26 protein-coding genes and 1 tRNA gene are annotated in these 22,581 nt (G+C 66.6%); 18 read left to right on the top strand and 9 right to left on the bottom strand.

All coding sequences use genetic code 11. The features are described 5' to 3' along the window. Positions 1-76 precede the first annotated feature (76 nt). A complete protein-coding gene (locus BN2156_RS27025) occupies positions 77-1,312 on the bottom strand; it encodes a PucR family transcriptional regulator (RefSeq protein ID WP_090518029.1) in 1,236 nt (411 codons plus the stop codon). A gap of 19 nt (positions 1,313-1,331) precedes the next feature. Continuing rightward, positions 1,332-1,931 (bottom strand): 5-formyltetrahydrofolate cyclo-ligase, encoded by a 600-nt coding sequence (locus BN2156_RS27020; RefSeq protein ID WP_090518028.1) that lies wholly within the window; start codon positions 1,929-1,931, stop codon positions 1,332-1,334. A gap of 27 nt (positions 1,932-1,958) precedes the next feature. Here BN2156_RS27020 and BN2156_RS27015 point away from each other — a divergent pair, with 27 nt between their 5' ends. From BN2156_RS27015 to BN2156_RS26985, 7 genes are all read left to right on the top strand, one after another. Next, the gene (locus BN2156_RS27015; protein ID WP_090518027.1) at positions 1,959-2,888 is read left to right on the top strand and encodes a UTP--glucose-1-phosphate uridylyltransferase; all 930 of its coding nucleotides are present in this window, start codon (positions 1,959-1,961) and stop codon (positions 2,886-2,888) included. Between the two features lie 54 nt (positions 2,889-2,942). Continuing rightward, complete coding sequence (gene glp / locus BN2156_RS27010) at positions 2,943-4,181, top strand: molybdotransferase-like divisome protein Glp (RefSeq protein ID WP_090518026.1); 1,239 nt, start codon at positions 2,943-2,945, stop codon at positions 4,179-4,181. Between the two features lie 46 nt (positions 4,182-4,227). Then, a complete protein-coding gene (locus tag BN2156_RS27005) occupies positions 4,228-4,881 on the top strand; it encodes a GNAT family N-acetyltransferase (RefSeq protein WP_090518025.1) in 654 nt (217 codons plus the stop codon). 237 nt (positions 4,882-5,118) lie between these two features. Continuing rightward, positions 5,119-6,297: a divisome protein SepX/GlpR gene (sepX, locus tag BN2156_RS27000; RefSeq protein ID WP_090518024.1), complete on the top strand. Its 1,179-nt coding sequence runs from the start codon at positions 5,119-5,121 to the stop codon at positions 6,295-6,297. A 55-nt stretch (positions 6,298-6,352) separates the two neighbouring features. Next, positions 6,353-6,425, top strand: a tRNA-Ala gene (locus tag BN2156_RS26995). 272 nt (positions 6,426-6,697) lie between these two features. Continuing rightward, entirely contained in the window at positions 6,698-7,951 is a 1,254-nt protein-coding gene (locus BN2156_RS26990) for a cytochrome P450 (RefSeq protein ID WP_090518023.1), read from the top strand. Further along, positions 7,944-8,576: a TetR/AcrR family transcriptional regulator gene (locus BN2156_RS26985; protein ID WP_090518022.1), complete on the top strand. Its 633-nt coding sequence runs from the start codon at positions 7,944-7,946 to the stop codon at positions 8,574-8,576. Before BN2156_RS26990 ends, BN2156_RS26985 begins: the two co-directional genes overlap by 8 nt. Here the strand turns inward: BN2156_RS26985 and BN2156_RS26980 are convergent. From BN2156_RS26980 to BN2156_RS26970, 3 genes are read right to left on the bottom strand one after another with little or no spacing between them, the layout of a single operon-like run. Continuing rightward, the gene (locus tag BN2156_RS26980; RefSeq protein WP_090518021.1) at positions 8,573-10,018 is read right to left on the bottom strand and encodes a cytochrome P450; all 1,446 of its coding nucleotides are present in this window, start codon (positions 10,016-10,018) and stop codon (positions 8,573-8,575) included. The two genes, BN2156_RS26985 and BN2156_RS26980, sit on opposite strands and share 4 nt — an antisense overlap. Further along, positions 10,015-10,824 carry an SDR family NAD(P)-dependent oxidoreductase gene (locus BN2156_RS26975; RefSeq protein ID WP_090518020.1) on the bottom strand — a complete coding sequence of 270 codons (810 nt, stop codon included), beginning with the start codon at positions 10,822-10,824 and terminating at the stop codon, positions 10,015-10,017. Before BN2156_RS26975 ends, BN2156_RS26980 begins: the two co-directional genes overlap by 4 nt. Beyond that, on the bottom strand, positions 10,821-11,501 hold the full coding sequence (locus BN2156_RS26970) for a hypothetical protein (protein ID WP_090518019.1): 681 nt from the start codon (positions 11,499-11,501) through the stop codon (positions 10,821-10,823). Before BN2156_RS26970 ends, BN2156_RS26975 begins: the two co-directional genes overlap by 4 nt. 159 nt (positions 11,502-11,660) lie before the next feature. Here BN2156_RS26970 and BN2156_RS26965 point away from each other — a divergent pair, with 159 nt between their 5' ends. Then, positions 11,661-12,233: a TetR/AcrR family transcriptional regulator gene (locus tag BN2156_RS26965; protein WP_235625515.1), complete on the top strand. Its 573-nt coding sequence runs from the start codon at positions 11,661-11,663 to the stop codon at positions 12,231-12,233. A 71-nt stretch (positions 12,234-12,304) separates the two neighbouring features. Here the strand turns inward: BN2156_RS26965 and BN2156_RS26960 are convergent, their stop codons facing one another. After that, entirely contained in the window at positions 12,305-13,258 is a 954-nt protein-coding gene (locus BN2156_RS26960; RefSeq protein WP_090518017.1) for an SDR family oxidoreductase, read from the bottom strand. Between the two features lie 87 nt (positions 13,259-13,345). On the opposite strand from BN2156_RS26960, the gene BN2156_RS26955 reads away from it, so the two are divergent. The 3 genes from BN2156_RS26955 to BN2156_RS26945 are packed head-to-tail and all read left to right on the top strand — an operon-like array spanning position 13,346 to position 15,468. Continuing rightward, positions 13,346-14,185: a helix-turn-helix transcriptional regulator gene (locus BN2156_RS26955; protein WP_090518595.1), complete on the top strand. Its 840-nt coding sequence runs from the start codon at positions 13,346-13,348 to the stop codon at positions 14,183-14,185. 45 nt (positions 14,186-14,230) lie between these two features. Further along, positions 14,231-14,800: a hypothetical protein gene (locus BN2156_RS26950; RefSeq protein ID WP_090518016.1), complete on the top strand. Its 570-nt coding sequence runs from the start codon at positions 14,231-14,233 to the stop codon at positions 14,798-14,800. Between the two features lie 53 nt (positions 14,801-14,853). After that, a complete protein-coding gene (locus tag BN2156_RS26945; RefSeq protein ID WP_090518015.1) occupies positions 14,854-15,468 on the top strand; it encodes a TetR/AcrR family transcriptional regulator in 615 nt (204 codons plus the stop codon). Here BN2156_RS26945 and BN2156_RS26940 read toward each other — a convergent pair. Continuing rightward, positions 15,462-16,259 carry an enoyl-CoA hydratase/isomerase family protein gene (locus tag BN2156_RS26940; protein WP_090518014.1) on the bottom strand — a complete coding sequence of 266 codons (798 nt, stop codon included), beginning with the start codon at positions 16,257-16,259 and terminating at the stop codon, positions 15,462-15,464. The genes BN2156_RS26945 and BN2156_RS26940 overlap by 7 nt on opposite strands. A 153-nt stretch (positions 16,260-16,412) precedes the next feature. Between BN2156_RS26940 and BN2156_RS26935 the strand changes: the two genes are divergently transcribed. From BN2156_RS26935 to BN2156_RS26905, 7 genes are all read left to right on the top strand, one after another. Further along, complete coding sequence (locus BN2156_RS26935; protein ID WP_090518013.1) at positions 16,413-17,150, top strand: SDR family NAD(P)-dependent oxidoreductase; 738 nt, start codon at positions 16,413-16,415, stop codon at positions 17,148-17,150. Between the two features lie 139 nt (positions 17,151-17,289). Further along, complete coding sequence (locus BN2156_RS26930) at positions 17,290-17,565, top strand: hypothetical protein (protein ID WP_090518012.1); 276 nt, start codon at positions 17,290-17,292, stop codon at positions 17,563-17,565. Further along, a complete protein-coding gene (locus BN2156_RS26925; protein WP_090518011.1) occupies positions 17,562-18,116 on the top strand; it encodes a hypothetical protein in 555 nt (184 codons plus the stop codon). The genes BN2156_RS26930 and BN2156_RS26925 overlap by 4 nt, the downstream gene beginning before the upstream one ends. A gap of 128 nt (positions 18,117-18,244) precedes the next feature. Then, positions 18,245-18,652 carry a TOBE domain-containing protein gene (locus BN2156_RS26920; RefSeq protein WP_090518594.1) on the top strand — a complete coding sequence of 136 codons (408 nt, stop codon included), beginning with the start codon at positions 18,245-18,247 and terminating at the stop codon, positions 18,650-18,652. A gap of 11 nt (positions 18,653-18,663) precedes the next feature. Further along, entirely contained in the window at positions 18,664-19,434 is a 771-nt protein-coding gene (gene modA / locus BN2156_RS26915) for a molybdate ABC transporter substrate-binding protein (protein WP_090518010.1), read from the top strand. A gap of 32 nt (positions 19,435-19,466) precedes the next feature. Further along, positions 19,467-20,468 carry an acetyltransferase Pat gene (locus BN2156_RS26910; protein WP_090518009.1) on the top strand — a complete coding sequence of 334 codons (1,002 nt, stop codon included), beginning with the start codon at positions 19,467-19,469 and terminating at the stop codon, positions 20,466-20,468. After that, positions 20,465-21,328 carry a shikimate 5-dehydrogenase gene (locus BN2156_RS26905; protein ID WP_210436720.1) on the top strand — a complete coding sequence of 288 codons (864 nt, stop codon included), beginning with the start codon at positions 20,465-20,467 and terminating at the stop codon, positions 21,326-21,328. The genes BN2156_RS26910 and BN2156_RS26905 overlap by 4 nt, the downstream gene beginning before the upstream one ends. Here the strand turns inward: BN2156_RS26905 and BN2156_RS26900 are convergent. Further along, the gene (locus BN2156_RS26900) at positions 21,318-22,028 is read right to left on the bottom strand and encodes an envelope biogenesis lipoprotein LpqN (protein ID WP_090518008.1); all 711 of its coding nucleotides are present in this window, start codon (positions 22,026-22,028) and stop codon (positions 21,318-21,320) included. The two genes, BN2156_RS26905 and BN2156_RS26900, sit on opposite strands and share 11 nt — an antisense overlap. A gap of 149 nt (positions 22,029-22,177) precedes the next feature. Beyond that, complete coding sequence (locus BN2156_RS26895) at positions 22,178-22,429, bottom strand: hypothetical protein (RefSeq protein WP_090518007.1); 252 nt, start codon at positions 22,427-22,429, stop codon at positions 22,178-22,180. Between the last annotated feature and the right edge of the window lie 152 nt (positions 22,430-22,581).

The raw sequence follows: 22,581 nt of genomic DNA, 5'->3' as shown, positions 1-22,581 counted from the left end.
GAAAAGACGCTATGCCTGGCGAAGGCTCGACGGAGCAGAAATCGGGCCGAAACTGTAGGAAACTCGCGCGGCTCGTTCAGACAGTTGTCGAACCGGGGCGATACAGCCTGGCCAGACGAGCCAGCCGCAGTCCCAGCATGAGATCGAAACGGGTCTGACCGTCGCTCAGATCGCTGCCGACGACCTCGGTGATCTTGTCCAGCCGGTAGTACAGCGTGGACCGATGCAGATACATGTCCTCGGAGGTGCGCCGCACGTCGCCGCCGTTGGCCAGGTACGTATCCAGAGTGCGGAGGAGGTCTTCGCGGCCTTGCTCGATCAGGTGGACGATGCCGGGGTGAACCAGCTCGCCGAGCCGGTCCGGGCCGTAGGCCTGACCCAGCAAGGCCAGGGTGCGCCACGAGCCGAGTTCTGACCAGTCGGCCACCTGGCCGCCGCCCGCGCCGATTCCGGCCAGCGTCAGTGCCAGGCTCGCTTGGCGAAACCCAAGGGCCGCTTGCGTTATCGGAAGTGGAACGCCTGAGGCGCCGATGGCCGGCTGAGTGCCATAGCTGGCCCGGACCGCCTGCGCCACGGTGTCGGCGGTCGCGGCGGACCCGGCGTCGGACCGCGCCACCGCCAGGATCGTCGTCGGCGAGCCGGCCAGGGTGTACCACCGGCGCGTGCGGTCGGTGGCCGCCAACCGCAAGCGCAGCGCCATGCTCCGATCTACCGGATCACCCGCGCCGTCGAACTCGGGCTCGAACGTGAAGACCTGGACCATGTCGTGCTGCTCGGCCATCGCCCGGGCCTGCAGCTCGGCGACCACCGTCTGGGCTCGGGCCGGCTCCTCGGTGGTGATCAACCGCATCAAAAGCCCGTGCTGCGCGGACTCTTCGGCGCGCAGCGCCGCGTTGCGGCGGTCGAGGATGGCCAGCAAGTCGGCGGCCGCTCGCTTCGCCAGTTGCTGACCGTGCTCGGACAGCGAGCCCTCGGGGACGATGATCCACAGGTAGCCGAACCGCTCGGACGCCGATCGCACGGGCACGCAGAACCGCGGCATCAGATTGTGTTGCGGGAACGCCGGTATCCACACCGCCGAGTCCGCCGTCCCGATCCCGAACGCGAACAGCGCCGCCTTGACCTCCGCGCGGGTCTCGCGCTGCAGCACGCTGTGGACCCGCACATCGTCGAGTTCGCCGAGCTGACGGCTGTGCGTGATCGGGGTCAGTTCCTCGTCATCCAGCAGCACCGCCCGATCCAGGGTCTGGGCCAGGACGTCGACGATCAGCTGCATGCGGACGCTGAAGTCGGCGCTCACCGGATCGGACACCTGACGATTCTGGACCAGCTCAACGCTGCAACGTCACGATTCCGCCCGACGGCGTCAGCGCATGCGTCATCCGCACGTCGTGCGGATCGGCGGGTAGCTCGTCGACCAGTTCGCCGTCACGCACCACCGCGACCAGCCGTGCATGTGGTGCGGCGTAGATCAGGGTGCGGTCATAGAACCCGGCTCCCCGGCCCAGCCGGTTGCCGCTGCGGTCGACGGCCAGGGCGGGCACCAGGATCACTTCGGCATCGGCGATGTGCCCGGCGGGCAGCCACGGTGGCGCCGGCTCGCGCAGGCCGAACTCGCCCGCCACCAATGTGCGGGGCTCGTAGGGGCCCCACTGCATCGGCATTGCCCGCCCGTCCTCGTCGTTGCGGGCGACCGGAAGCAGCACGCGCGCACCGAGTTCCACGAGGGCGTCCAGCAAGGCCTGCGACCCTGGTTCGGAGCCCACCGGAACGTAGGCGCATACAGTTTGCCCGCTGCGCACCAGGGCCGGCAGCCAGCGGCACAGCGCCTGCGCCTCACTGTCGCGGTGGTCGGCGGGCACGGCCCGTCTTGCACGCAGAACGCCGGTGCGCAACTCGGTCTTTGTCGGCGGGGTCACGCCCTCCACCATTTCAGAACGGACGTTAGGGTGTGAACGATGAGCACGTCTCAAAAGGCACCTGAGGTGCCGATTCCCTACACGGCCGTGGTTCCGGCGGCCGGTCTGGGTACGCGATTCCTGCCGGCGACCAAGACGGTTCCCAAGGAATTGCTGCCGGTGGTCGACACCCCGGGCATCGAGCTGGTCGCCGCCGAGGCGGCCGAGGCCGGCGCCGAGCGGCTGATCATCATCACCTCCGAAGGCAAAGACGGTGTCGTCGCGCACTTCGTCGAGGACCTGGTGCTCGAGGGCACGCTGGAGGCCCGCGGCAAGAAGACGATGCTGGAGAAGGTGCGCCGCGCGCCCGCCCTGATCAAGGTCGAGTCCGTGGTGCAGGCCGAGCCGCTGGGCCTGGGGCATGCCGTCGGCTGCGTCGAGGCGGCGCTGGCTCCCGACGAAGACGCCGTCGCGGTGCTGCTGCCCGACGATCTGGTGTTGCCCACCGGTGTGCTGGAGACGATGGCGAAGGTGCGCGCCAAGCGCGGCGGAACCGTTCTGTGCGCGATCGAGGTGCCCCAGGACGAGATCAGCGCCTATGGCGTGTTCGACGTCGAGACCGTGCCCGACGCGGCCAACCCGAACGTGCTGCGGGTCAAGGGCATGGTGGAAAAGCCCAAGGCCGAGGACGCGCCGTCCCCGTACGCCGCCGCCGGCCGCTACCTGCTCGACCGGGCGATCTTCGATGCGCTGCGGCGGGTTTCGCGCGGTGTGGGCGGGGAGATCCAGCTGACCGATGCCATCGCCCTCCTGATCGAGGAGGGCCATCCGGTCCACGTGGTCGTACACCGGGGTGCCCGACACGACCTGGGAAATCCCGGCGGCTACCTGAAGGCTGCGGTTGACTTTGCGTTGGAACGTGACGACTACGGCCCCGAGTTGCGGCGGTGGTTGGTCGAACGATTGGGCCTGACCGGACAGGAGGGCTAGCAACGCGCTGGCCCGGTACGCCGCACGTTCGGCCCGTAGATAGGAAGGCGTGTTGTGCGTTCGGTGGAGGAACAGCAGGCGCGGGTAGCGGCTGCCGCAGTAGCCCCCCGACCGGTGCGAGTGGCCATCGCTGAGTCCCAGGGCCTGATGTGTGCCGAGGAGGTCGTCACCGAACGACCCATGCCGGGATTCGATCAGGCCGCCATCGACGGCTATGCGGTACGCAGCGTCGACGTGTTGTCCGTGGGTGACGGTGCCGGTGAGATCAGCCTGCCGGTGATGGGCTCGATCGAAGCGGGGGCCCGCACCCCGAGCCGGTTGCAGCCGCGGCAGGCCGCGCGCGTGCAGACCGGCGCGCCGATGCCCACGCTGGCCGATGCGGTGCTGCCGTTGCGGTGGACCGACGGCGGCGAGAGCCGGGTCCGGATCCTGCGCAGCGTGCGGTCGGGTGCCTATGTGCGGCGCACCGGTGACGACGTGCAACCGGGCGATGTCGCGGTGCGGGCCGGCACGATCATCGGCCCGGCCCAGGTCGGCTTGTTGGCCGCGGTCGGGCGCGACCGCGTGCTGGTGCATCCGCGGCCGAGGTTGTCGGTGATGTGTGTGGGCGGCGAGCTCGTCGACGTCTCTCGCACGCCCGGCACCGGGCAGGTGTACGACGTGAACTCCTACGCGCTGGCTGCGGCGGGCCGCGACGCGGGTGCGGAGGTCAACCGCGTCGGCATCATCAGCACCGACCCGCGGGAACTGCGGGAAACCGTTGAGGGCCAAGTCAATCGCAATGAGATCGTGGTCATCGCCGGCGCGGTGGGCGGAGCCGCTGCCGAATCGGTGCGCACCGTGCTCGCCGAGCTGGGGGAGATGGAGGTGGCCCGGATCGCGATGCACCCCGGCTCAGTCCAGGGCTTCGGCCAGCTGGGCCGCGACCGCGTGCCGGTGTTCCTGCTGCCGGCCAACCCGGTGAGCGCGCTGGTGGTGTTCGAGGTGATGGTGCGCCCGCTGATCCGGCTCTCGCTGGGCAAGCGCCAGCCGATGCGCCGCGTCGTGCAGGCCCGCACGCTGGCACCGATCAGCTCGGTCGCCGGCCGAACGGGATACCTGCGCGGGCAGTTGATGCGCGATCAGGACACCGGCGAATACCTGGTGCAGGCCTTGGGCGGGGCGCCGGGGGCGTCTACCCATCTGCTGGCCACGCTCGCCGAGGCGAACTGTCTCGTGGTGATTCCGAGCGAGGTCGACGAGGTTCGCACCGGCGAAACCGTTGATGTGGCATTCCTGGCTCAGCGCGGCTGATAAGACTTCATTCGATGAATGACGGTGTGACGAATCGACCACGCGGATGAGCCTGTTCCGCTCCAACGCTTTTCATCCGGGTTGGCCCGGTCCGGTCGGGCCGTTGCGGGTGCCGGCCGGTGTGGTCCGGCTACGTCCGGTGCGGCTGCGCGACGCCGCGGTATGGAGCCGCATCCGGCTGGCCGACCAGGCCCACCTGGAGCCGTGGGAACCGGTCAGTGGTGTGGATTGGCATGTCCGCCATGCTGTTTCGTCGTGGCCCGCGATCTGCTCGGGTCTGCGCAGCGAGGCTCGGCGCGGGCGGATGCTGCCGTATGTGATCGAGCTGGACGGGCAGTTCGCCGGCCAGCTCACCATCGGCAACGTCACTCACGGTGCGCTGCGGTCGGCGTGGATCGGCTATTGGGTGGCCAGCGACAAGACCGGCGGCGGAGTGGCGACGGGCGCGCTCGCCCTGGGCCTCGACCACTGCTTCAACGGGGTCCAGCTGCACCGGGTGGAGGCCACCGTGCGTCCCGAGAACACCGCGAGCCGGGCCGTGCTGGCGCGGGTGGGCTTCCGCGAGGAGGGCCTGCTGCGGCGCTATCTGGAGGTGGACGGCGCCTGGCGCGACCATCTTCTGGTGGCGATCACGTTGGAGGAACTCAAGCATTCGGCGGCCCAGGCGCTCGTTTCGGCCGGCCGGGCCAGTTGGTGCTGATCCGGCCGGGAGGGGCGCGGCGCGCCGCGTCGAAACTGCGCCCACGGTCGTGATTTCGTCGGATCCACAGCCCTGGAAGCAATCTCAGCGAAGCCGGCCTCTTCAGCTGTTACCAATGTGACACATGTGACTGTTGGTGCTTGTATCGATCGAATTACAGGTGTGTAATTGTGTCGGCGCGCCATCCATGGATGCGCTGGTCACAGACCTAGCCTGAAGGGGAAAGGAGCAGGCGTCATGCCAAGCATCCCCCAGTCACTGCTGTGGATTTCCCTCGTCGTTCTCTGGCTTTTCGTTTTGGTCCCGATGTTGATCAGCAAGCGCGACTCGGTGCGCCGTACCAGTGACGTCGCCCTGGCGACACGAGTACTCAACGGCGGCCGCAACGCACAACGGTTACGGCGCGGCCCGGCCGCCGGGCATCACAGCGATCCGCACTGGAAACCCGGCACCGACCACCTCGACGAAGAGCTTGACGACGACCTCGAGGACGACGAGGCGCCCGTCGAGGTGCGGGTGCAGCGCACCGTCGTGGTGGCCGCAGTGAGCGTGGAGACCGCCGAACCCGACTACCTCGACGTCGACATCGTCGACGAGGATTCCGGCGCCCTGCCCGTCGGTGTGATGGCCGAGGCGGCCGAGGCGCAGCCCGAGGAAGCCGGCGAGCCCGAACTCGAATTGGAATTCGAGACCGAGCCCGAGGCTGAACCCGAGCCGGAGCCCGTCGCGGTCGAGGAACCGGTCGAAGAGACGGTCGAGGAATTCGACGCTGTAGACGCGGAAGCCCAAACCGAGCGGATCGCAGTCGATCTCGACGACGCAGAGGAATCCGAGAACGTCCAGGAGGCCGAGGATCCGGACGATCTCGCCGACGACGAGTACGAGTACGTCGCCGACTCCTCGGGCTTGGAGCCTGAGGCCGAGGACGAGCCGGTTGAGGAAGATCAGGCAGAGGCGCCCGTAGCGTCGTTGAACGCGACCCGGCAGCGCCGGTTCGAGTCCAAGAAGGCCGCGGAGATCAGTGCCCGCAAGTTCCGGTTCCGCAAGCGCGTGCTCGCGGTGCTGGCCGTCACGATGCTGTTCTCGGCGGGCGCTGCCTTCCTGGTGACGCCGTCGGCCTGGTGGGTATGTGGCGGGGCCGCAACGGTGACCGTGCTGTACCTGGCCTACCTGCGCCGCCAGACCCGCATCGAGGAACAACTGCGGCGTCGTCGCGCGCAACGCATGGCGCGGTCGCGGCTGGGCGTGGAGAACACCGACGACCACAAGCTCGACGTCGTGCCGGCCCGGCTGCGCAGGCCCGGAGCCGTGGTTCTCGACATCGACGACGAGGATCCGATCTTCGAGCACCTGGCCTACACGTCGTATGCGTCGATGTCCCGCGAATACGATCTACCGCGTGCTGCCGGGCAGTAGGGCAGCCGGTTTCCGGTTCCGGGCCGGCGGCTGGTAGCCTTTCGTTCCGGTATCAGGGGCTATAGCGCAGTTGGTAGCGCGTCTCGTTCGCATCGAGAAGGTCAGGGGTTCGATTCCCCTTAGCTCCACTTTCAAATGGCAGGTCAGGCAACTGATCTGCCATTTCTGTTCTCTGGCCACCCGCATCCCGCCTGCCGGGCCCCTTAGGCGGCTCCCGGCCCCGTATTGGCCGGCTATTGGACGTTCTTCGAAAGATCGTATGACCGTTGTGTTCAATACCACGTGTGAACTCGATAAATATTTGACGCCATTGACGCTGCCGAAGCCGTGGTCATACGCTTCGTGAAAATGTGTCGCAACGACGTCCGATCGAGTGCCTAGCGGAAGGGCCGGAAAGCCCATGAACCTGAACAGCGCCGCTCCCAACGTCTTCGAGGCCGGGCTCCCGACGCTCACGTACAGCCTCACGGCCACCCCACATGACGTCGTCGATGACGTCCGATCGGCGCAGTCGCGGGCACCGATTGCCATCGGACCGCTCGGCCCGGAAATCCTGTCCTACGAGCTGGCTCGCGACATACTGCGCGACAACAGGTTCCGTCTCCCGCCCGGCATCACTTTGGCGGCGCAGGGCATCACGTCCGGCCCGTTGTTCGACAAGATGATGAGCAGCCTGCTGGGCCTCGACGGTGCACCACATGTCCGGTTGCGCAAACTGGTCTCCAAGGCATTCACCCCCCGAGCCACATCGCGTCTTCAAGCCACCATCCACGAGGTGGTCAACGAATTGGTCGACCGGGTGATGGACGCGGGGCGATGTGATGTCGTGACCGACATCGCCCGTCCCTATCCCACTCCGATCATGTGTGCCCTGCTCGGCGCCCCTCGCGAGGATTGGCAGCTGTTCGCCGACTGGACGGAGGAGGTCTTCAAAGCGCTCAACTTCCAGCCCGATGTCAACTTCGACGAGTCGGCGATCATGCGTGCGTGGAACGAGCTTGACGCGTACGTCGACGGCATGGTCGCCACGCGCCGCGACAATCTGACCGACGATCTGCTGTCCGAGCTCATCCGCGCCGAAAGCGACGGTGATCGGCTGAACCTCGACGAACTCCGCATGCTGGTGGCCGGCTTCTTGATGGCGGGAACGGATACGACGCGCAACCAACTGGCGGCGTCGGTTCAGGTGCTGTGCGAGCATCCCGGCCAATGGGCCAAGCTGCGCGACCATCCTGAACTTGCGATGCAGGCGGTCGAGGAGAGCATGCGGCACTCACCCGCGGCCTGCATCGTGCCGCGAGCCGCCGTCGAGGATGTCGAGTTCGGTGGCTATCTGTTCCCGGCGGGAACCTTCGTCCTTGCGAACACCTTTGCGGCCAATCGAGACCCAGCCGTCTATACCGATGCGGACCGCTTCGACATCGCGCGTAGGGATGTTCCGGCGATTCTGACTTTCGGTGGCGGCGCGCATTACTGCCTCGGAGCGAACCTTGCCCGCCGGGAACTGGCGGAAGCACTCACGGTCCTGACTCGTCGCCTCAACGCCACGCATCGCGCCGGTCCAGCCCCGTGGAAATCCCTACTGGGAATGACCGGTCCGACAACTCTTCCGATTGAGTTCACCAGCGAACGGCTGGTGCCGGCGAATGCGTAGTCGTGGCTGGGCAGGTTCGACGCCCGCATCGGACGAGGAAGCCATTTCACGCATCCTGACCGCGGTGGATGAGGAGATCGCCGACCATGGAGCGGCCATTCGCCTTGCCGACGTCGCTCGCAGGCTCGGGGTCACCCGCCAGACGGTGTACCGCTATTTTCCCAATGCCGACGCGCTGCTCATCGCCAGCGCAATGCGTGCCGTCAACGGATTCATCGATCAAGTCGCAGACCACGTCAGCGGTGTCCACGATCCGGTCACCGCAGTGGTCGAAAGTGTGTCCTTCGGCGTCGAGAACCTCTCCGGTGATCCGCAGCTGGAGAACTTGCTGGCCCGGCGGGACGACGGCGAGCCCGTCACCTCGCTGACCTCCGATACCGCAATCGCATTCTGCTTGTCCGTTTTTCACCGACTCGATGTCGATTGGAGACTTCACGGCTTCGACGACACCGCACTCGGGGAGCTTGCCGAGATGACGTTGCGCACGGTGCAGTCCATGCTGACCGATCCTGGACCGGTGCCGCGCACGGGACTGGCATTGCGCCGCTTCATTGCTCGCTGGTTGGGCCCGGCAATCCTCTATCCGCGATGGACGTCGTTGTCGGTCCATGGACAAGAGCGCTAACCGCCGACGCGCGCCCGGAGCGTGACTGGAAGGTCGTCGGCCGGCATCGGCCCGGTGCCCCAGGTCAGCTGAGGGCGGTAACCGTCGGGAATGCTCCACTCGAACCGTCGCAGTATCTGGTGCATCGTGGTCTTGACGGTCATGTCGGCGAACTGCTGGCCGATGCATTTGTGCGCGCCGCCGCCGAAGGGCGCGAACACATAGCGGCTCACCGCCGCGCGGGTTGCGGCGTTGTTCACGAACCGTTCGGGATTGAACGTGTCCGGATCGGGCCACCAGTCGGAAAGCCGCATGGAGGCATAGACATTGATGGCCACCTGAGTCTTGCGGGGGACGAAGTGCCCGAGGATCTCGGTGTCGCGAATGGTTTGGCGGAACAGTGCGCCCGCCGGTGCGTACATCCGCAGGATCTCCTTGAAAGCGGCGTCCAGCAACGGGTAGTGGTCCAGGTCAAGGACCGTGGGGGTGTCGTTGGGAAGGCCCAGCGCTTCATCGCGAAGCGCGTCCTGCCACTGCCGATTCCGGCCCAGCTCGTAGGTGAGCATGGACAGGGCGATGGCGGTGGTGTCGTGGGCAGCCATCAGCAGGAAGATCATGTGGTTGACGATGTCGGTGGGGGTGAATCGGGCGCCGTCTTCATCCTCGCTGCGGCACAGCATCGAGAACAGGTCGGTGCCGTCGCCGCGTTGCCGATCGGGAACCTGGTCGGAGAAGTACCGCTCGAGGCGCTCCCGCGCGCGCAGGCCCTTGGCCCATACTCCGCCGGGCACGTCCGCCCGCACCAGGGCCTGCCCGCCCCGGACGGTGTCGTGGAAATCCGCGGACAGTTGATCGGACTCTGGGCCGAGATGCGTACCGACGAACACCTCTGCGGCCTGCTCGAGGAGCAGGTGCTTGATCGACGGATAGAACGGAAAACTCTGCGCTGACGGCCAATTGCGCAATGTGCGATCGATGCTGGGCCGCATCAGGTCCAGGTAGCCGTCCAATGCGCTGCGGGTGAAGGCCTGCTGCATGATGCGGCGGTGGTCGCGGTGTTCGTCGAAGTCCAGCAACATCATTCCGCGGTGGAAGAACGGTCCGATGACCGGTGCCCAGCCGCGCGTGCTGGAGAACACCTTGTCTCGGTTGACCCAGGCGGTTTCCAGGGCGTCGGGGCCCATCAGGCCGACGACGCGGAACCCGACGCCGCCGGCCCATGACACCGGCCCGTAGCGCTCGTAGCGGTCTCGGGCGAAGGACAGTGGGTCGGCCAGCGAGCTCAGCACGTGGCCGAGGAACGGAAAGCCGTAGTCACCCATCACCGGTTTGAGATTCGATCCCGGCGGTGGCGTGGCGAGAGGGCGCTCACCGCTGGGAAACCGCGAGGTGACGGCAGCCCCGAAGGCTTGCAGGCGGTGCTTGTTCGACGGAGACGCGAGACAGGTCGCCAGAGTCGTCATCGGTTGATCCGATTCAGGTAGTCGCGGCGACGGTCTGGGTCGAAATGGCCCGGTGGCTCGTTTCGGGTGGCCAGTCGTTTGAGCAGTTGCATCACGGGCTCCGGCGTGGCCTCCTCCAGCAACCCGAACGGCGACAACCATTTCGGGACGGTGACTTCGCGTCCGGGGCTTCGTGCGCTGTCGGCGATGACGGTTCCGATCTGGTCGGGCTGGCGGGTGGGGAGAAGGTCGAGTGTGACTCCTGCTGTCAGGTCGGTGTGGACTGCCGTGGGCATGACGGTAGTGACGGTGACATCGGTGTGGGCGATTTCGGCGCGAACGGCCCGCGACAAGGCCGCCACCGCGTACTTCGTCGCGCAGTACACCGACATCCCTGGCGTGGTCACCTTGGCCGCCATCGAAGCGACATTCACGATGTGGCCGTGATTGCGCTCGAGCATGCCGGGAAGGAATTCGTGCATGCCGTTTACGACGCCAGTCAGATTGACCGCGATCTCTTGGTGGTATGCCGTGAGCTTCTGGTCGACGAACGGGCCCATGTGCTGGATGCCTGCGTTGTTCACCAACATCGCCACGGGTCCGTCGGCAGATGCCGCCCGGTGGAACGCCGCCACGCTTGAATCATCAGTGACATCGAGTTGTGTTGCGTTGGCGCCGATCTCGCCGGCAGTGCGGGCTGCCGCGTCGGCGTCGACGTCACCGATCCACACCGTTGCGCCCCGCTCGACCAGCGCCACCGCGGTAGCGCGGCCGATGCCGCGGGCGCCCCCGGTGACGCAGGCAACGGCTCCGGCAAGGTCGATCATCGGCCGGCGCTCTCGTCGGTGAATTCGCGCAACGCGAAATACGCGATCAGCCGAACCTCGCCGCTGTGCATTCTCAGCAAGGCCCGCCCGAGATAGAGCCCTGGCAGCAGCTCCACGACTTCGTCGCGGGTCCGCTTGATCGGGAACGTGCGCACGCTCGGGTTGCGGTACTCATCCGGGCTGTAGTCCAGGGCCCGCACTTTGATGTAGGGCGGGATGGCCGCCGTGTCGATGCAATGAGTGAACCGGAATCCCACCATCTCGGATCCGGCCCGCTGCAGGCCGCGGTAGAGGGGTGCGATGACACGCATCGCGTACTTGGCCAACAAGGAGAGGCGGTTGAAGCCAGTGTGGGTGTCGAATGTCTTTCCGCGCCAGGTCGGATCGATCTTCAACAGCGGATTGGCCAGATGTGCCTCAGGGATGCCGAACAGGTTGCCGACGATTAGCCCCTCCAGGGCGCCGTGTGGTCCATCGGGCGCCTGACCGCGTTCGAACAGGGCGGCCAGTTGGTCGCGCCGGCCGGACTTGCCGAGGCCCTGCAGGTAGTCCCAGCCCTGGTGGCGCGCCAGTACGGGCGAGGTGAGTGATAACTCGCGCAAGTCGTCCAGCGCCGACACCTTGGCCGGTTCTGGTGTGCGGCTGGCGCCGTGCGCCTGGGTGTCTGCGGTAGTCATGGGCACCTCTCTCGAATATCTGGTACGGAATCGTGCCTAATGTCTGGTACGGAACCGTGCCAGAATGTCGGGGTGGTGTCAACGGCCAATCGCGCTTACGGGGGCCAATCCGCCGATGCTCGGCGCCGGCAACGGCGTGAGCGTCTTGTGGATGCCGCCATGGACGTGATGACGCGCAACGAATGGCGAAGTGCGACTGTCGAGAAGCTCTGTACGGCAGCCAATCTCAACAAGCGCTACTTCTACGAGAGCTTCACCGATCTCGATGGCCTGGCCGCCGCCGTCGTCGATGACATCGCCGACGAGGTGCGTAACGCCACCGTTGCGGCAGCGGACGCTGCCGCGCAGGAGCCCCTGGAAGTCCAGGCCATGGCGAGTGTGGCGGCCGCCGTGCGGGCACTCGTCGACGACCCCCGTCGCGCACGCGTCTTGCTCGGGGGTGTTGCCGCGTTACCTGAGCTCGATGCCCATCGCACCACCGTCATGCACCGGCTCACCGACGTACTCATCGGCCACGGCCGCACCGTGCACGGGGTCGAATTGGAGGCCGATCCGCTGGCGAAGGTGACGCCGGCATTCATCGTCGGTGGGACGGCCGATGCCATCCTGGAATTCGTCAACGGAGGCGTCGACCTGTCCCTCGATGATTTCATCGCGCAACTCGCCACGCTCTGGCTGATCACGGGCAACGGGGCCGCGCAGGTGGCACGGACCCGGATCTCGTCGGTTTAGTGCCAGATGTCATGTCTGCGGCGCTGTGACGAAAGCGCAGCCTTTCATGGCGGATTCCCGTGGCGGACTACTCATGGGCGCCCCTGGTCCAATCCGAAAGTCACACCCGTGAGCTCCTGGGACATCGTCCACAGCCGGGTGGCGTTCGCGTTGTCGCGCAGCGGTTTCCAGAGTTTCTGTTCCCCGGGCGGACCGCCGGTGTTCCCTGGCCATTGCGGTCCGTAGAACAGTCCGTCCTTGGCCTGGGCAGACGCCGCTGCCATGAGCGCGGGAAGTTTTGCGCTGTCCACGGTCCCGACGATGAGGCCTCGCGCTGAGAACCAGCGGATCAGGCGAACGTCGAGGGTGTCGGTGTCCCGTCCGACTTCCGGCCGCGCCGCCAGCAGGTTGGTGGGGGCGACGCCGGGGTGAGAGACGTTGCTGGTGATTCCCCAGCCGCCAGCCGTGCTGCGACGGCTGAGTTCCAGGCCGAACAGCCCGACCGCGATCTTGGACTGCCGGTAGGCGGCCATCCCGTCGTAGCTGTGCTCCCAGTTCACGTCGTCCCAATTGATGGCGCCGCGGCGGGCGGCCACACTGGTCTGAGATGTCACCCGTGCGCGACCGGCCCTGAGCAGGGGCAGCAGATGTGCGGTGAGCGCGAAATGGCCCAGGTGGTTCGTGCCGAACTGCAGCTCGAATCCGTCTGCTGTGGTCTGCCGGTCAGGCGGGGTCATGACCCCGGCGTTGTTGACCAGCAGGTGGATCGGAGCGCCCTCGGCACACAGCTTCTGACCGAGCGCGGCGACCGACGCCAGCGAGGACAGGTCGAGTTGCTCAAGGGTCAACTTCGCGCGAGGGTGCTGCGCTCGGATCCTGGCGACGGCCGCCTCGCCCTTGTGTGGGTTCCGGACCGGCATGACGACGTCGGCTCCGGCACCCGCCAGCCTTGTCGCGATACCGAGGCCGATGCCGTCGCTCGCTCCGGTCACCAGCGCCCGCTTCCCGGACAGGTCGTCGATAGTGAAGTCGTCGTCGTGTGGCATGCGCTCGACATTGCCCGCCGGACGCGGCCGTAACCACGGTCTGTCGATCCCTGGCTGAGAAATCCGCCTCGGGAGAAAATGGCGTGCATGATCGATCGAGCCGGGCTGGCGGAATTCCTCGTCCGCCGTCGCGGGGCCTTGCAGCCCGAGGACGTCGGGCTCCCGCGCGGACAACGCCGCCGAACGAGTGGGCTGCGGCGCGAAGAAGTCGCCGCACTATGCCACATGTCGACGGACTACTACTCGCGTCTGGAACAGGAACGCGGCCCGCAGCCCTCTGAGCAGATGATCGCCTCGATCGCGCAAGGACTGCACTTGACGCTGGATGAGCGCGACCACCTCTTCCGCCTGGCCGGGCACCAACCGCCCGCGCGCGGGTCGAGCAGTGACCACGTCAGCCCCGGCATGCTGCGTATCTTCGACCGGCTCACCGACACTCCGGCCGAGATCGTGACCGAGTTGGGGGAGACCCTGCGGCAGACGCCGCTCGGTGTCGCCCTCGTGGGCGACCTGTGCCGGTACACCGGTGCGTCACGCAGCATCGGGTACCGCTGGTTCACCGACCCGGCGGTCCGCGACCGCTACCCGCACGGAGACCACGAGTTCTATTCGCGCATGTACGTTTCGGGGCTTCGAGGAGTGCTCGCACTGCGTGGACCGGAGTCCAAGGCCGCTCGATACGCCGAGCTGCTCACCGCAGAAAGCGACGAGTTCAAACTCCTGTGGGATCAGCATGAGGTCGGCATCAGACCGCGAGAGATCAAGCGCTATCAGCATCCCGAGGTGGGGAGCCTGGAGCTCAACTGCCAGATCCTGCTGGACCCCGACCAGTCGCACACGCTCCTGGTCTACACCGCGGTTCCGGGCAGTGAAAGCTACGAGAAGCTGCAGTTGCTTTCGGTGATCGGCGCGCCGTCGTCGGTGTGAAATTGCCGCAGTGACCGCCGTGACGGCGGCAATACGATCATTCGCGTGGGCGACTATGCACAGACCCTGACCGATGTCGAGGCGAGCGACGCGGAAGCACCGGTGCTGAAGCAGCGACTCGAATCGTGGTTGATCGAGCGCGGTGTCGTGGCCGAGGAGGTCACCGACTGCGTTCTGGGAGCGCCGGTCGGCCACCCTCCCGGCGAACGTTATGGCTACGCGATCGGCAACGAATCTGTTGCGGCTCCGCACTATTGGACGAACGGCCTTATTGTCGAATCGGGCCGGCAGGTGTACTGGGGTGCAGACCTGGAGGCGGTGACCTGCGCGAAGTGCGCTCATGTCGAGTCGATGACACCTCGGGAGCAAGGCCGCTGGGACACCGCGATTGACAGTGCGATCAGCGAGTGGCTCGCCGGCGGGCAGGGGCTTGTACCGTGTCTGGGCTGTCGTGCCGAGAACGGACTCAATGACTGGGATTGGGGATACCCGTGGGCGTTTGGTGCTCTCGGCCTGACGGTCTGGAATTGGGACGAACTGTCCGAGGGATTCATCGCCGAGATTCGTGAACTGCTCGACGGGCACCGCCTGGTCTACTGCCACTACAAGCTCTGACATTATTCGTCCATGCGGTCGAATAGCCGACCGCGCCTGGTTAGGATGGGTCCGTGGTGGATCAGCCAGCGGGTTCCAGTCGCGTGGCGCGCCGCCGTGACCGGCGTAAGGCCGAGATCGTCAAGACGGCTACCCGCATCCTCACCGAGTCCGGCTACCAGGGGATGAGCCTGGAAGATGTCGCTGAGCAGACCGACATCGCCAAAGCAACTCTCTACCATTACTTTTCGTCAAAGGACGCCTTGGTTTCGGCGGCGCTGGAGACCCTCACCCAGGAAGTGCTGCAGCGGCTCTCCGTACGCGAGGACGCCCTGGGCGAGGCCGGTGCCCGTGAGCACCTGGCCGCGCTGATCGACGAGCAGATCCGCATCCTGACCGAGACCGCGCCCGAAGTTGCCGCGGTGTTCTCCTGGCCGCGCGGCTGGCCCGAGGTCTTCGAGGAACCGATGAAGGACATGCGCCGCCGTCACGACTCGGTGTTCCGCCGGGTGGTGGAGCGGGGTGTGGCCGACGGCGAATTCACCTGTCCTGAGGTCAATGTCGCTCTGCAGTGCCTGCACGGTATCCTCAACCAGTCCTCGGTGTGGATCGGCCCGGGGATGCACGACGACGACCGTGCCCAGCTGCGCGCCGCCATCGTCGACCGTGCCCTGTGCCTGTTCTACTGAGCCGACGGGAAGCGGGGTGCACGCTTTTCCCGTAGGGCGGTGTAGCCCTCGACCACGTCCGGACCGAGGAAGGTCAGCATCTCGTAGGCCGCGGACTGGTCGAAGATCGGGCCCGCGTTGCGCAGCCAGTTGTTGAGTGCGCGTTTGGTCAGCCGGATCGCCTGTTGGGCGCCGGTGGCCAGATTGTCGGCGATCCGCAGCGCCTCCTCCAGAACCTCCTCGCGTGGAAGGGCTTTGGCCACCATCCCGATCCGCTCGGCCTCGAGGCCGCCGATCATCTCGCCGGTCATCAGGTAGTATTTCGCCTTGGCCGTGCCGGCCAGCAGGGGCCAGATGATGGCGGCATGGTCGCCGGCGGCCACCCCGAGCTTGACGTGTCCGTCGCCGATCCGGGCGTCCTCGGCAATGATGGCGACGTCGGCGAGCAGGGCGGCCACCGCGCCGGCCCCGACCGCGACGCCGTTGATGGCGGACACGATCGGCTTGTCGCAGTTGATCATGTTGTAGACCAGCTCGCTCATCTCGGTCAGCATGTGTGACACCCGGTCGTAGTCACCGGCCATCCGCTCGACCATCGCCAGATCGCCGCCGGCGCTGAAAGCCTTGCCGGCGCCGGTGATCACGGCGACCCGGGTCTGTGGATCGGCCGCGACGTCCTTCCAGATGTTGGCCAACTCGGTGTGCATGCCTTCGTCGGCGGCGTTGTGTTTCTCCGGCCGGTTCAGTGTGATCAGCAGGACGCCGTTGTCCCGGCGGGTCAGCGTCAGCTGCTGGTAGTCAGCGAAATTCACGTCGGTACTCCTTCTGCCCGGGCATGCTGTTCAACCGAAGCTACGGTTTTTCGACCAGGTAAGTCAATCCTCGACCGACTGGTTGATTTTCTTGTCCGGCCGGCAGATAGTGGCTGTAGGGATCCACATCACCGCAGATCGGGAGGTCGGATAGTGCGATTCGAGAACAAAGTCGCCGTCGTCACGGGTGCTGCGTCGGGAATCGGTCGGGCTATCGCGATCGCGCTGGAGAACGCCGGCGCCACGGTCGCGGCCGTCGACCGCAATGAAGCGGGTCTCACCCAGACGGTGCGGAACCGTGCGAACGCCACCGCGCATGTGGTCGACCTTGCCGACCCGACGGCCGTGGGCACACTGCGCGACGACGTCGTCGCCGCCTACGGACCGCCGGCCGTCATCGTCAACGCCGCGGGCTTCGACCGAGTCGAGCCGTTCATGTCGAATGACGACACGCTCTGGCAGGCATTGGTCGCGGTGAACTTTCTCGGACCCGTCCGGCTCACCCATGCCTTCCTCGAAACCATCCTCGCCGCGGGAACCACGGCAAAGATCGTCAACATTGCCAGCGATGCAGGACGGGTGGGCAGTCTGGGGGAGACGGTGTACGCCGGTACCAAGGGTGGGGTCATCGCCTTCACCAAGTCGCTGGCGCGCGAGATGGCTCGCCATGAGATCAACGTCAACTGTGTTTGCCCTGGACCGACCGACACCCCGCTGTTCGATTCGCTTCCGGACAAGGTTCGCGACGGACTGATCCGGGCCATCCCGTTCCGTCGGGTCGCCAAACCCGAGGAGGTCGCCAAGGCTGTCCTCTTCTTCGCCTCCGACGATGCCAGCTTCATCACTGGCCAAGTCCTCAGTGTCAGTGGAGGCTTGACGATGGCCGGTTGATGGCCGGTCGGTGACCGGAAGGACACGAACCCGGTCTTGGTCGACGCCAGTTTGCAATGGCATACTTGCTCAGCCCCTGGGCTCAACCCAGCCGATTCGGTTAGCCTCGGGGAGCAGATTGGCCAGTTGGGGGATTGCTATGGCAAACGATCTGAGAGTGGACCCGGGGGCGCTTCGTGCGGGGGCCACCAGCAGCGAGTTGATTGCTGCCGAATTGGGGGTACCGCCTGCCCGCCCCGACGCCGGGGGCTACCCCAGCAGTAGCGGCGTCTCGGCGATGGATGACGCGGTGATCTCCGCGCGGGCCTGCCAATCGGGTCGAGTGAGCGCGCAGGCGGGGCATCTGTCTGCCGCCGCGCATCGCTACGCCGCGAGCGATGAACAACACGCCGGAGGTCTGGCGGAGTTGATGTGAATGATGTATCCGCCGCCGGTCTGTCAGGTGGGGCACTGACTCGCTCTCGGTTGGAGAGTTGGGATACAACGTATCTCGCGGATGCTGCTGCCCGCTGGCGGCAATTGGCGGCCGAATCCGAGGAACTGTTCGAGTGGCATCGGCAGAACGTGCACGCGCCCGGCGGGGCGGAGTGGTCCGGCCCGGCCAGTGAGGTCGCGGGTGAACAGGTCAGCGCCGACGCCGTCGTGGTTCGCAAGCAGGGCGACATCCAGCGTGAGGCCTCCGAAATAGCCGAGAACGGCTGCCGGGACATCCGGCTGGCCGTGGGCCAGGTGCTCGAGGCCATCGCGGCTGCCGAAGACGACGGCTTCAAGGTGGCCGAGGACCTCAGGGTGCGTGACACCCGCCGCATCGACGTGACGACTATGGCGGTGCGCTACACGGCATCTCGGGAACACGCCGAGGACATTCGGTGGCACTGCGAGCGGCTCATGCAGGCCGAGATCTATCTGGGCCAGCGGCTGGAGGGCAAGGCCCTCGAGCTGGCCGCCGTCCAGTTCGGCGGGTAAGCGGGGGAGCTCCGGCGCGCTCAAGGGGGGCAGTGTGGCGCGAGCGGGTTCCGCACCTGCGGATCAAACAAGGCCATTCCCCGGTATTTGCGGTTGTTGGGCCGATGGAGTGCCGATACGCTGTCGCGGTGCCAGACATCCGGGTCCGCGAGGCGGCCGAACTGCTCGGCGTCAGTGACGACACGGTGCGTCGCTGGATCGACGACGGGTCGCTGCCGGCCCATCTCGACGGCTCCGGCCGCAAGGTGATCGACGGAGCCGCGCTGGCGGCGTTCGCCCGCGCCAATGCCGCTGCGGCGCCCAAGGATCCGCTCGGCATCGGCAGCTCGGCGCGAAACCGGTTCGTCGGCCTGGTCACCGACGTCATCGCTGACGGGGTGATGGCCCAGGTGGAAATGCAGTGCGGCCCCTTCACCGTGGTGTCGCTGATGAGCAGTCAATCAGTGCGCGATCTCGGCCTCGCCCCCGGCAGTGTGGCCGTCGCGGTGGTCAAGGCCACGACAGTGATCGTGGAAACCCCGAAAGGACCATCGTGAACCGAGCCCGGATGTTCGCAGTGGCGCTCAGCGCCGTGGGGGCGACCGCCCTGATCAGTGGCTGCAGCGCGACCGAGAATGCGTCGGGACCGTCGAGTGCCGCCGGGGGAGGCTCGATCACAGTGTTCGCCGCGGCCTCGCTGAAGTCGGCGTTCACCGAGATCGGCGAGCAGTTCGAGACCGACAACCCCGGCAGCTCCGTGGAGTTCTCGTTCGCCGGATCCTCCGACCTTGTCACCCAGCTCACCCAGGGCGCCGACGCCGACGTGTTCGCCTCGGCCGATACCCGGAACATGGACAAGGCGGTGGCCGCCGACCTGGTCGAGGGCGGCCCGGTGAACTTCGCCACCAATACCTTGACCATCGCCGTCGCACCCGGGAATCCCAAGGGCATCAAAACTTTTGCCGACCTGGCCAAGCCCGGTACCAGCGTGGTGGTGTGCGCCCCGCCGGTTCCCTGCGGCGGTGCCACCGCGAAGGTCGAGAAGGCCACCGGGGTGACGCTGTCCCCGGTGAGTGAAGAGACCTCGGTCACCGACGTGCTGGGCAAGGTGACCAGCGGACAAGCCGACGCCGGCCTGGTCTATGTCACCGATGCCGCCGGAGCCGGGGACAAGGTCACCAGCGTCGCCTTCCCCGAGGCGGCCCAGGCCGTCAACACCTACCCCGCCGCCGTGCTCAAGGAGTCCCGGCACGCCGAACTGGCGCACCGCTTCGTCGACCTGGTGATCGGTGAGGCCGGCCAAAAGGCGCTGGCCAAGGCCGGATTCGCCAAGCCCTGACTCAGTCCGCGACGGCCCCGTAGCCTGGGACCGTGGCCGATCTGACCGAGATCAGCGCCGCCGACCTGGCGGCGCTGGAGTTCTTCGCCGGATGCCGGCCTTCGGTGCTGGAGCCGTTGACCACCGTGCTGCGGCCGCTGTCGGCCCCGGCCGGGCAGGTGCTGATCCGGCAGGGTGATCCGGCCCTGACGTTCATGTTGATCGCCTCGGGACGCACCCAGGTGGTCCATGACGGGCCCGACGGCCAGGCCGTGGTCGCCGAGCTGGAACCTGGCCTGATCATCGGGGAGATCGCGCTGTTGCGCGACGCGTCGCGCACCGCCACGGTGACCGCCCTCGATCCGGTGACGGGCTGGGTGGGCGACCGCGAGGCGTTCGAGGTCATCCTGCACCTGCCCGGGATGTTCGACCGCCTGGTGCGCATCGCGCGTCAGCGGCTGGCCGGATTCATCACGCCCATCCCCGTGCAGGTGCGCAACGGTGACTGGTTTTATCTGCGACCGGTTCTGCCGGGTGACGTCGAGCGCACGCTGAACGGCCCCGTCGAGTTCTCCAGCGAAACCCTCTACCGCCGTTTCCAATCCGTGCGCAAGCCCACCAAGGCCCTGCTGGAGTATCTGTTCGAGGTCGACTACGCCGATCATTTCGTCTGGGTGATGACCGAGGGCGCCCTGGGGCCCGTTGTCGCCGATGCTCGTGTGGTCCGCGAAGGGCACGACGCGACGACGGCCGAGGTGGCGTTCACCGTCGGCGACGACTACCAAGGTCGCGGGATCGGCACCTTCCTGATGGACGCCCTGGTGGTGTCAGCGGACTACCTTGGCATTCAACGCTTTACCGCGCGGGTACTGAGCGACAACTACGCCATGCGTCGCATCCTGGACCGGCTCGGGGCGGTGTGGGAACGAGAGGATCTGGGTGTGGTGCTCACCGACGTCCCGGTGCCCGCCGTCGAAACGCTGCGCCTGGACCCGGAGTTGGCGGCGAAGATCAACGACGTGACGCGTCAGGTGATCCGGGCAGTGAGCCAGTGACGCCGCCGCTGACCGCCAGTGGCCGAAGGCCACCATTGAACAAGGACACCCGGGTGTGCATCTCGCTGGCGGCCCGGCCCAGCAACATCGGCACCCGGTTCCACAACTATCTCTACGACGAGCTCGGCCTGGACTATCTCTACAAGGCTTTCACCACAACCGATATCGCCGCGGCCATCGGCGGTGTGCGGGCGCTGGGGATCCGTGGTTGCTCGGTGTCGATGCCGTTCAAGAAGGACGTCATGGCCCTCGTCGACGAGATCGAACCGTCGGCGCTGGCGATCGATGCGGTCAACACGATCGTCAACGACCTGTCGGTGCCCGGCGGTCATCTCGTCGCCTCCAACACCGACTACCTCGCCGTGCAAGCACTCATCGAGCGGTTGGATCCGGGCGACGCGGTGCTGCTGCAGGGCAGCGGTGGTATGGCCAAGGCGGTAGGGGCGGCCCTGCGCGACAAAGGCTTTCGCAAGGGAACCGTCGTCGCACGCAACCCCGAAACCGGGGGTGCGCTGGCCGAGGCCCTCGGCTACGACTACGCACCCGAGGTCGGCACGCTGACGGCGCCGCTCCTGGTCAACGTCACCCCGATCGGGATGGCCGGTGGGCCCGACGAACACCGCAGTGCATTCGAACCGGCCACCATCGAGGCGGCCGCAGCGGTCGTCGATGTCGTGGCGATGCCGGCCGAAACCCCGCTGATCACCGCGGCCAGGGCGGCGGGCCTGCCGGTCATCACCGGCGCCGAGGTGATCGCGCTGCAGGCCGCCGAGCAGTTCGAGCGCTACACCGGAGTGCGGCCGACGCCCGAGCAGGTGGCAGCGGCGTCGGCCTTCTCCCGGCAGTCGGCTACGGCGTGATGACGGTCTGCTCGTCGATGGCTGTGGTCGCGTCCATCAGCGGACCCATCTGATCCTCGGTGCCGTCGGCGTTGAACTGCAACACAAACAGTCCGTCGGCGGCCGGGATCACCACGGTCTTCTGAGCGATCAGGCGGGTGGCGCCGTCCTTCACGTACGTGCCGCCGATCTGATACGCGTCGAATCCGCTCAGTTCGCCCGCCGACCCGTCGCCCTGGTTCTCGTAGCCCGGCAGGTTCCTGATCTCGTTCGGGGCATACTCCAAGATCTTGGCCGGATCCACGTCACCGGTCAGCTTCGACATCAGCGCGATGATCGACGGCGGATCCGCGGCGAACGCCGGATCAGTGGATACGATTGCGCCCCAAGCCCATTCGGGGGCAGACGAGGTGGCGTCCTCCCAGCCTTCGGGGATCGGCAGGTCCAGTTGGGGTGTGCCCGGATCGCCGCGATGGACCGGCGTTTCGGTGATTTTGTTGTCGCGGATGTAATCGACGATCGTGTACTGGTGTCCCGCGGCGGGGGTACCCGTTTCGTCGGCCTTGGTCTTGGTCGGTTCTCTGCTGGCTTCGCTGGTCCCGGTGGCGCTGGTCGCCTCGGTCGCGGTGCCGGTTACGGTCTTGCCGCCGCACCCGGCCAACGAGACCCCGAGTGCGACGGCTGCGATGACGATTCCGCCCGCCCTCATTGAGGTGGTCATCGGTCTCCTAATCGGTTGGACGCCCCCGGTGAGGCGCAACTGATTTGCACGATAAACGCTTTCCTGGGTGTTAGCTGGCAGAAGCCGCAGTCCGGCCACGAAGACTTTTGCACAGTGAAATGTTCAGGCCCGGACCGCTCGGGCGCCCCTCAGCAATTCGCCGACAGGTAGACCGTCTGCTCGAGAATCTGCGCCGGGCGCACCGACGAGACGGTGCACCGATCCAGCGGAGCCGTTCCGGCCTTGTAGATCACGACGTCGAAGCCCTGGCGCTGCAGTTCGTCGGCGGTGTCCTGCGCTGAGTCGACACCCGAGGGCGCGGCCGCGGTCGCGGCGGGGAACCCCAGCGCGAGCGCCGACAGCGCGCCGCCGGTCAATACCGCCCCCGCCAATCCGTACACCTGACCTGCTCCTCGTCGTCTCGGACTTCCTGTTCATGCCAACCCGTCCGGCGACGATTAAATTCCGCTGTATCGCAACACTTGTCGTGGCGTCGGCCACTCGGCGGGCACCAAAAACGAGTTGACAAGCCGCGCTGCGGCCGTCCTCGACA

The sequence above is a fragment of the Mycolicibacterium neworleansense genome, from assembly GCF_001245615.1.
Classification (GTDB): domain Bacteria; phylum Actinomycetota; class Actinomycetes; order Mycobacteriales; family Mycobacteriaceae; genus Mycobacterium; species Mycobacterium neworleansense.
Note: the sequence above shows the minus strand (reverse complement) of the source record. Positions and strands in the feature narration are given on the sequence as shown.

Excerpts from the sequence above, each read along its gene's own strand:
- BN2156_RS27020 (WP_090518028.1), bottom strand. The coding sequence starts at position 1,931 with ATGGTGGAGGGCGTGACCCCGCCGACAAAGACCGAGTTGCGCACCGGC.
- BN2156_RS27015 (WP_090518027.1), top strand. The coding sequence starts at position 1,959 with ATGAGCACGTCTCAAAAGGCACCTGAGGTGCCGATTCCCTACACGGCC.
- BN2156_RS27005 (WP_090518025.1), top strand. The coding sequence starts at position 4,228 with ATGAGCCTGTTCCGCTCCAACGCTTTTCATCCGGGTTGGCCCGGTCCG.
- sepX (WP_090518024.1), top strand. The coding sequence starts at position 5,119 with ATGCCAAGCATCCCCCAGTCACTGCTGTGGATTTCCCTCGTCGTTCTC.
- BN2156_RS26990 (WP_090518023.1), top strand. The coding sequence starts at position 6,698 with ATGAACCTGAACAGCGCCGCTCCCAACGTCTTCGAGGCCGGGCTCCCG.
- BN2156_RS26985 (WP_090518022.1), top strand. The coding sequence starts at position 7,944 with ATGCGTAGTCGTGGCTGGGCAGGTTCGACGCCCGCATCGGACGAGGAA.
- BN2156_RS26980 (WP_090518021.1), bottom strand. The coding sequence starts at position 10,018 with ATGACGACTCTGGCGACCTGTCTCGCGTCTCCGTCGAACAAGCACCGC.
- BN2156_RS26975 (WP_090518020.1), bottom strand. The coding sequence starts at position 10,824 with ATGATCGACCTTGCCGGAGCCGTTGCCTGCGTCACCGGGGGCGCCCGC.
- BN2156_RS26970 (WP_090518019.1), bottom strand. The coding sequence starts at position 11,501 with ATGACTACCGCAGACACCCAGGCGCACGGCGCCAGCCGCACACCAGAA.
- BN2156_RS26965 (WP_235625515.1), top strand. The coding sequence starts at position 11,661 with ATGGACGTGATGACGCGCAACGAATGGCGAAGTGCGACTGTCGAGAAG.
- BN2156_RS26960 (WP_090518017.1), bottom strand. The coding sequence starts at position 13,258 with ATGCCACACGACGACGACTTCACTATCGACGACCTGTCCGGGAAGCGG.
- BN2156_RS26955 (WP_090518595.1), top strand. The coding sequence starts at position 13,346 with ATGATCGATCGAGCCGGGCTGGCGGAATTCCTCGTCCGCCGTCGCGGG.
- BN2156_RS26930 (WP_090518012.1), top strand. The coding sequence starts at position 17,290 with ATGGCAAACGATCTGAGAGTGGACCCGGGGGCGCTTCGTGCGGGGGCC.
- modA (WP_090518010.1), top strand. The coding sequence starts at position 18,664 with ATGTTCGCAGTGGCGCTCAGCGCCGTGGGGGCGACCGCCCTGATCAGT.
- BN2156_RS26900 (WP_090518008.1), bottom strand. The coding sequence starts at position 22,028 with ATGACCACCTCAATGAGGGCGGGCGGAATCGTCATCGCAGCCGTCGCA.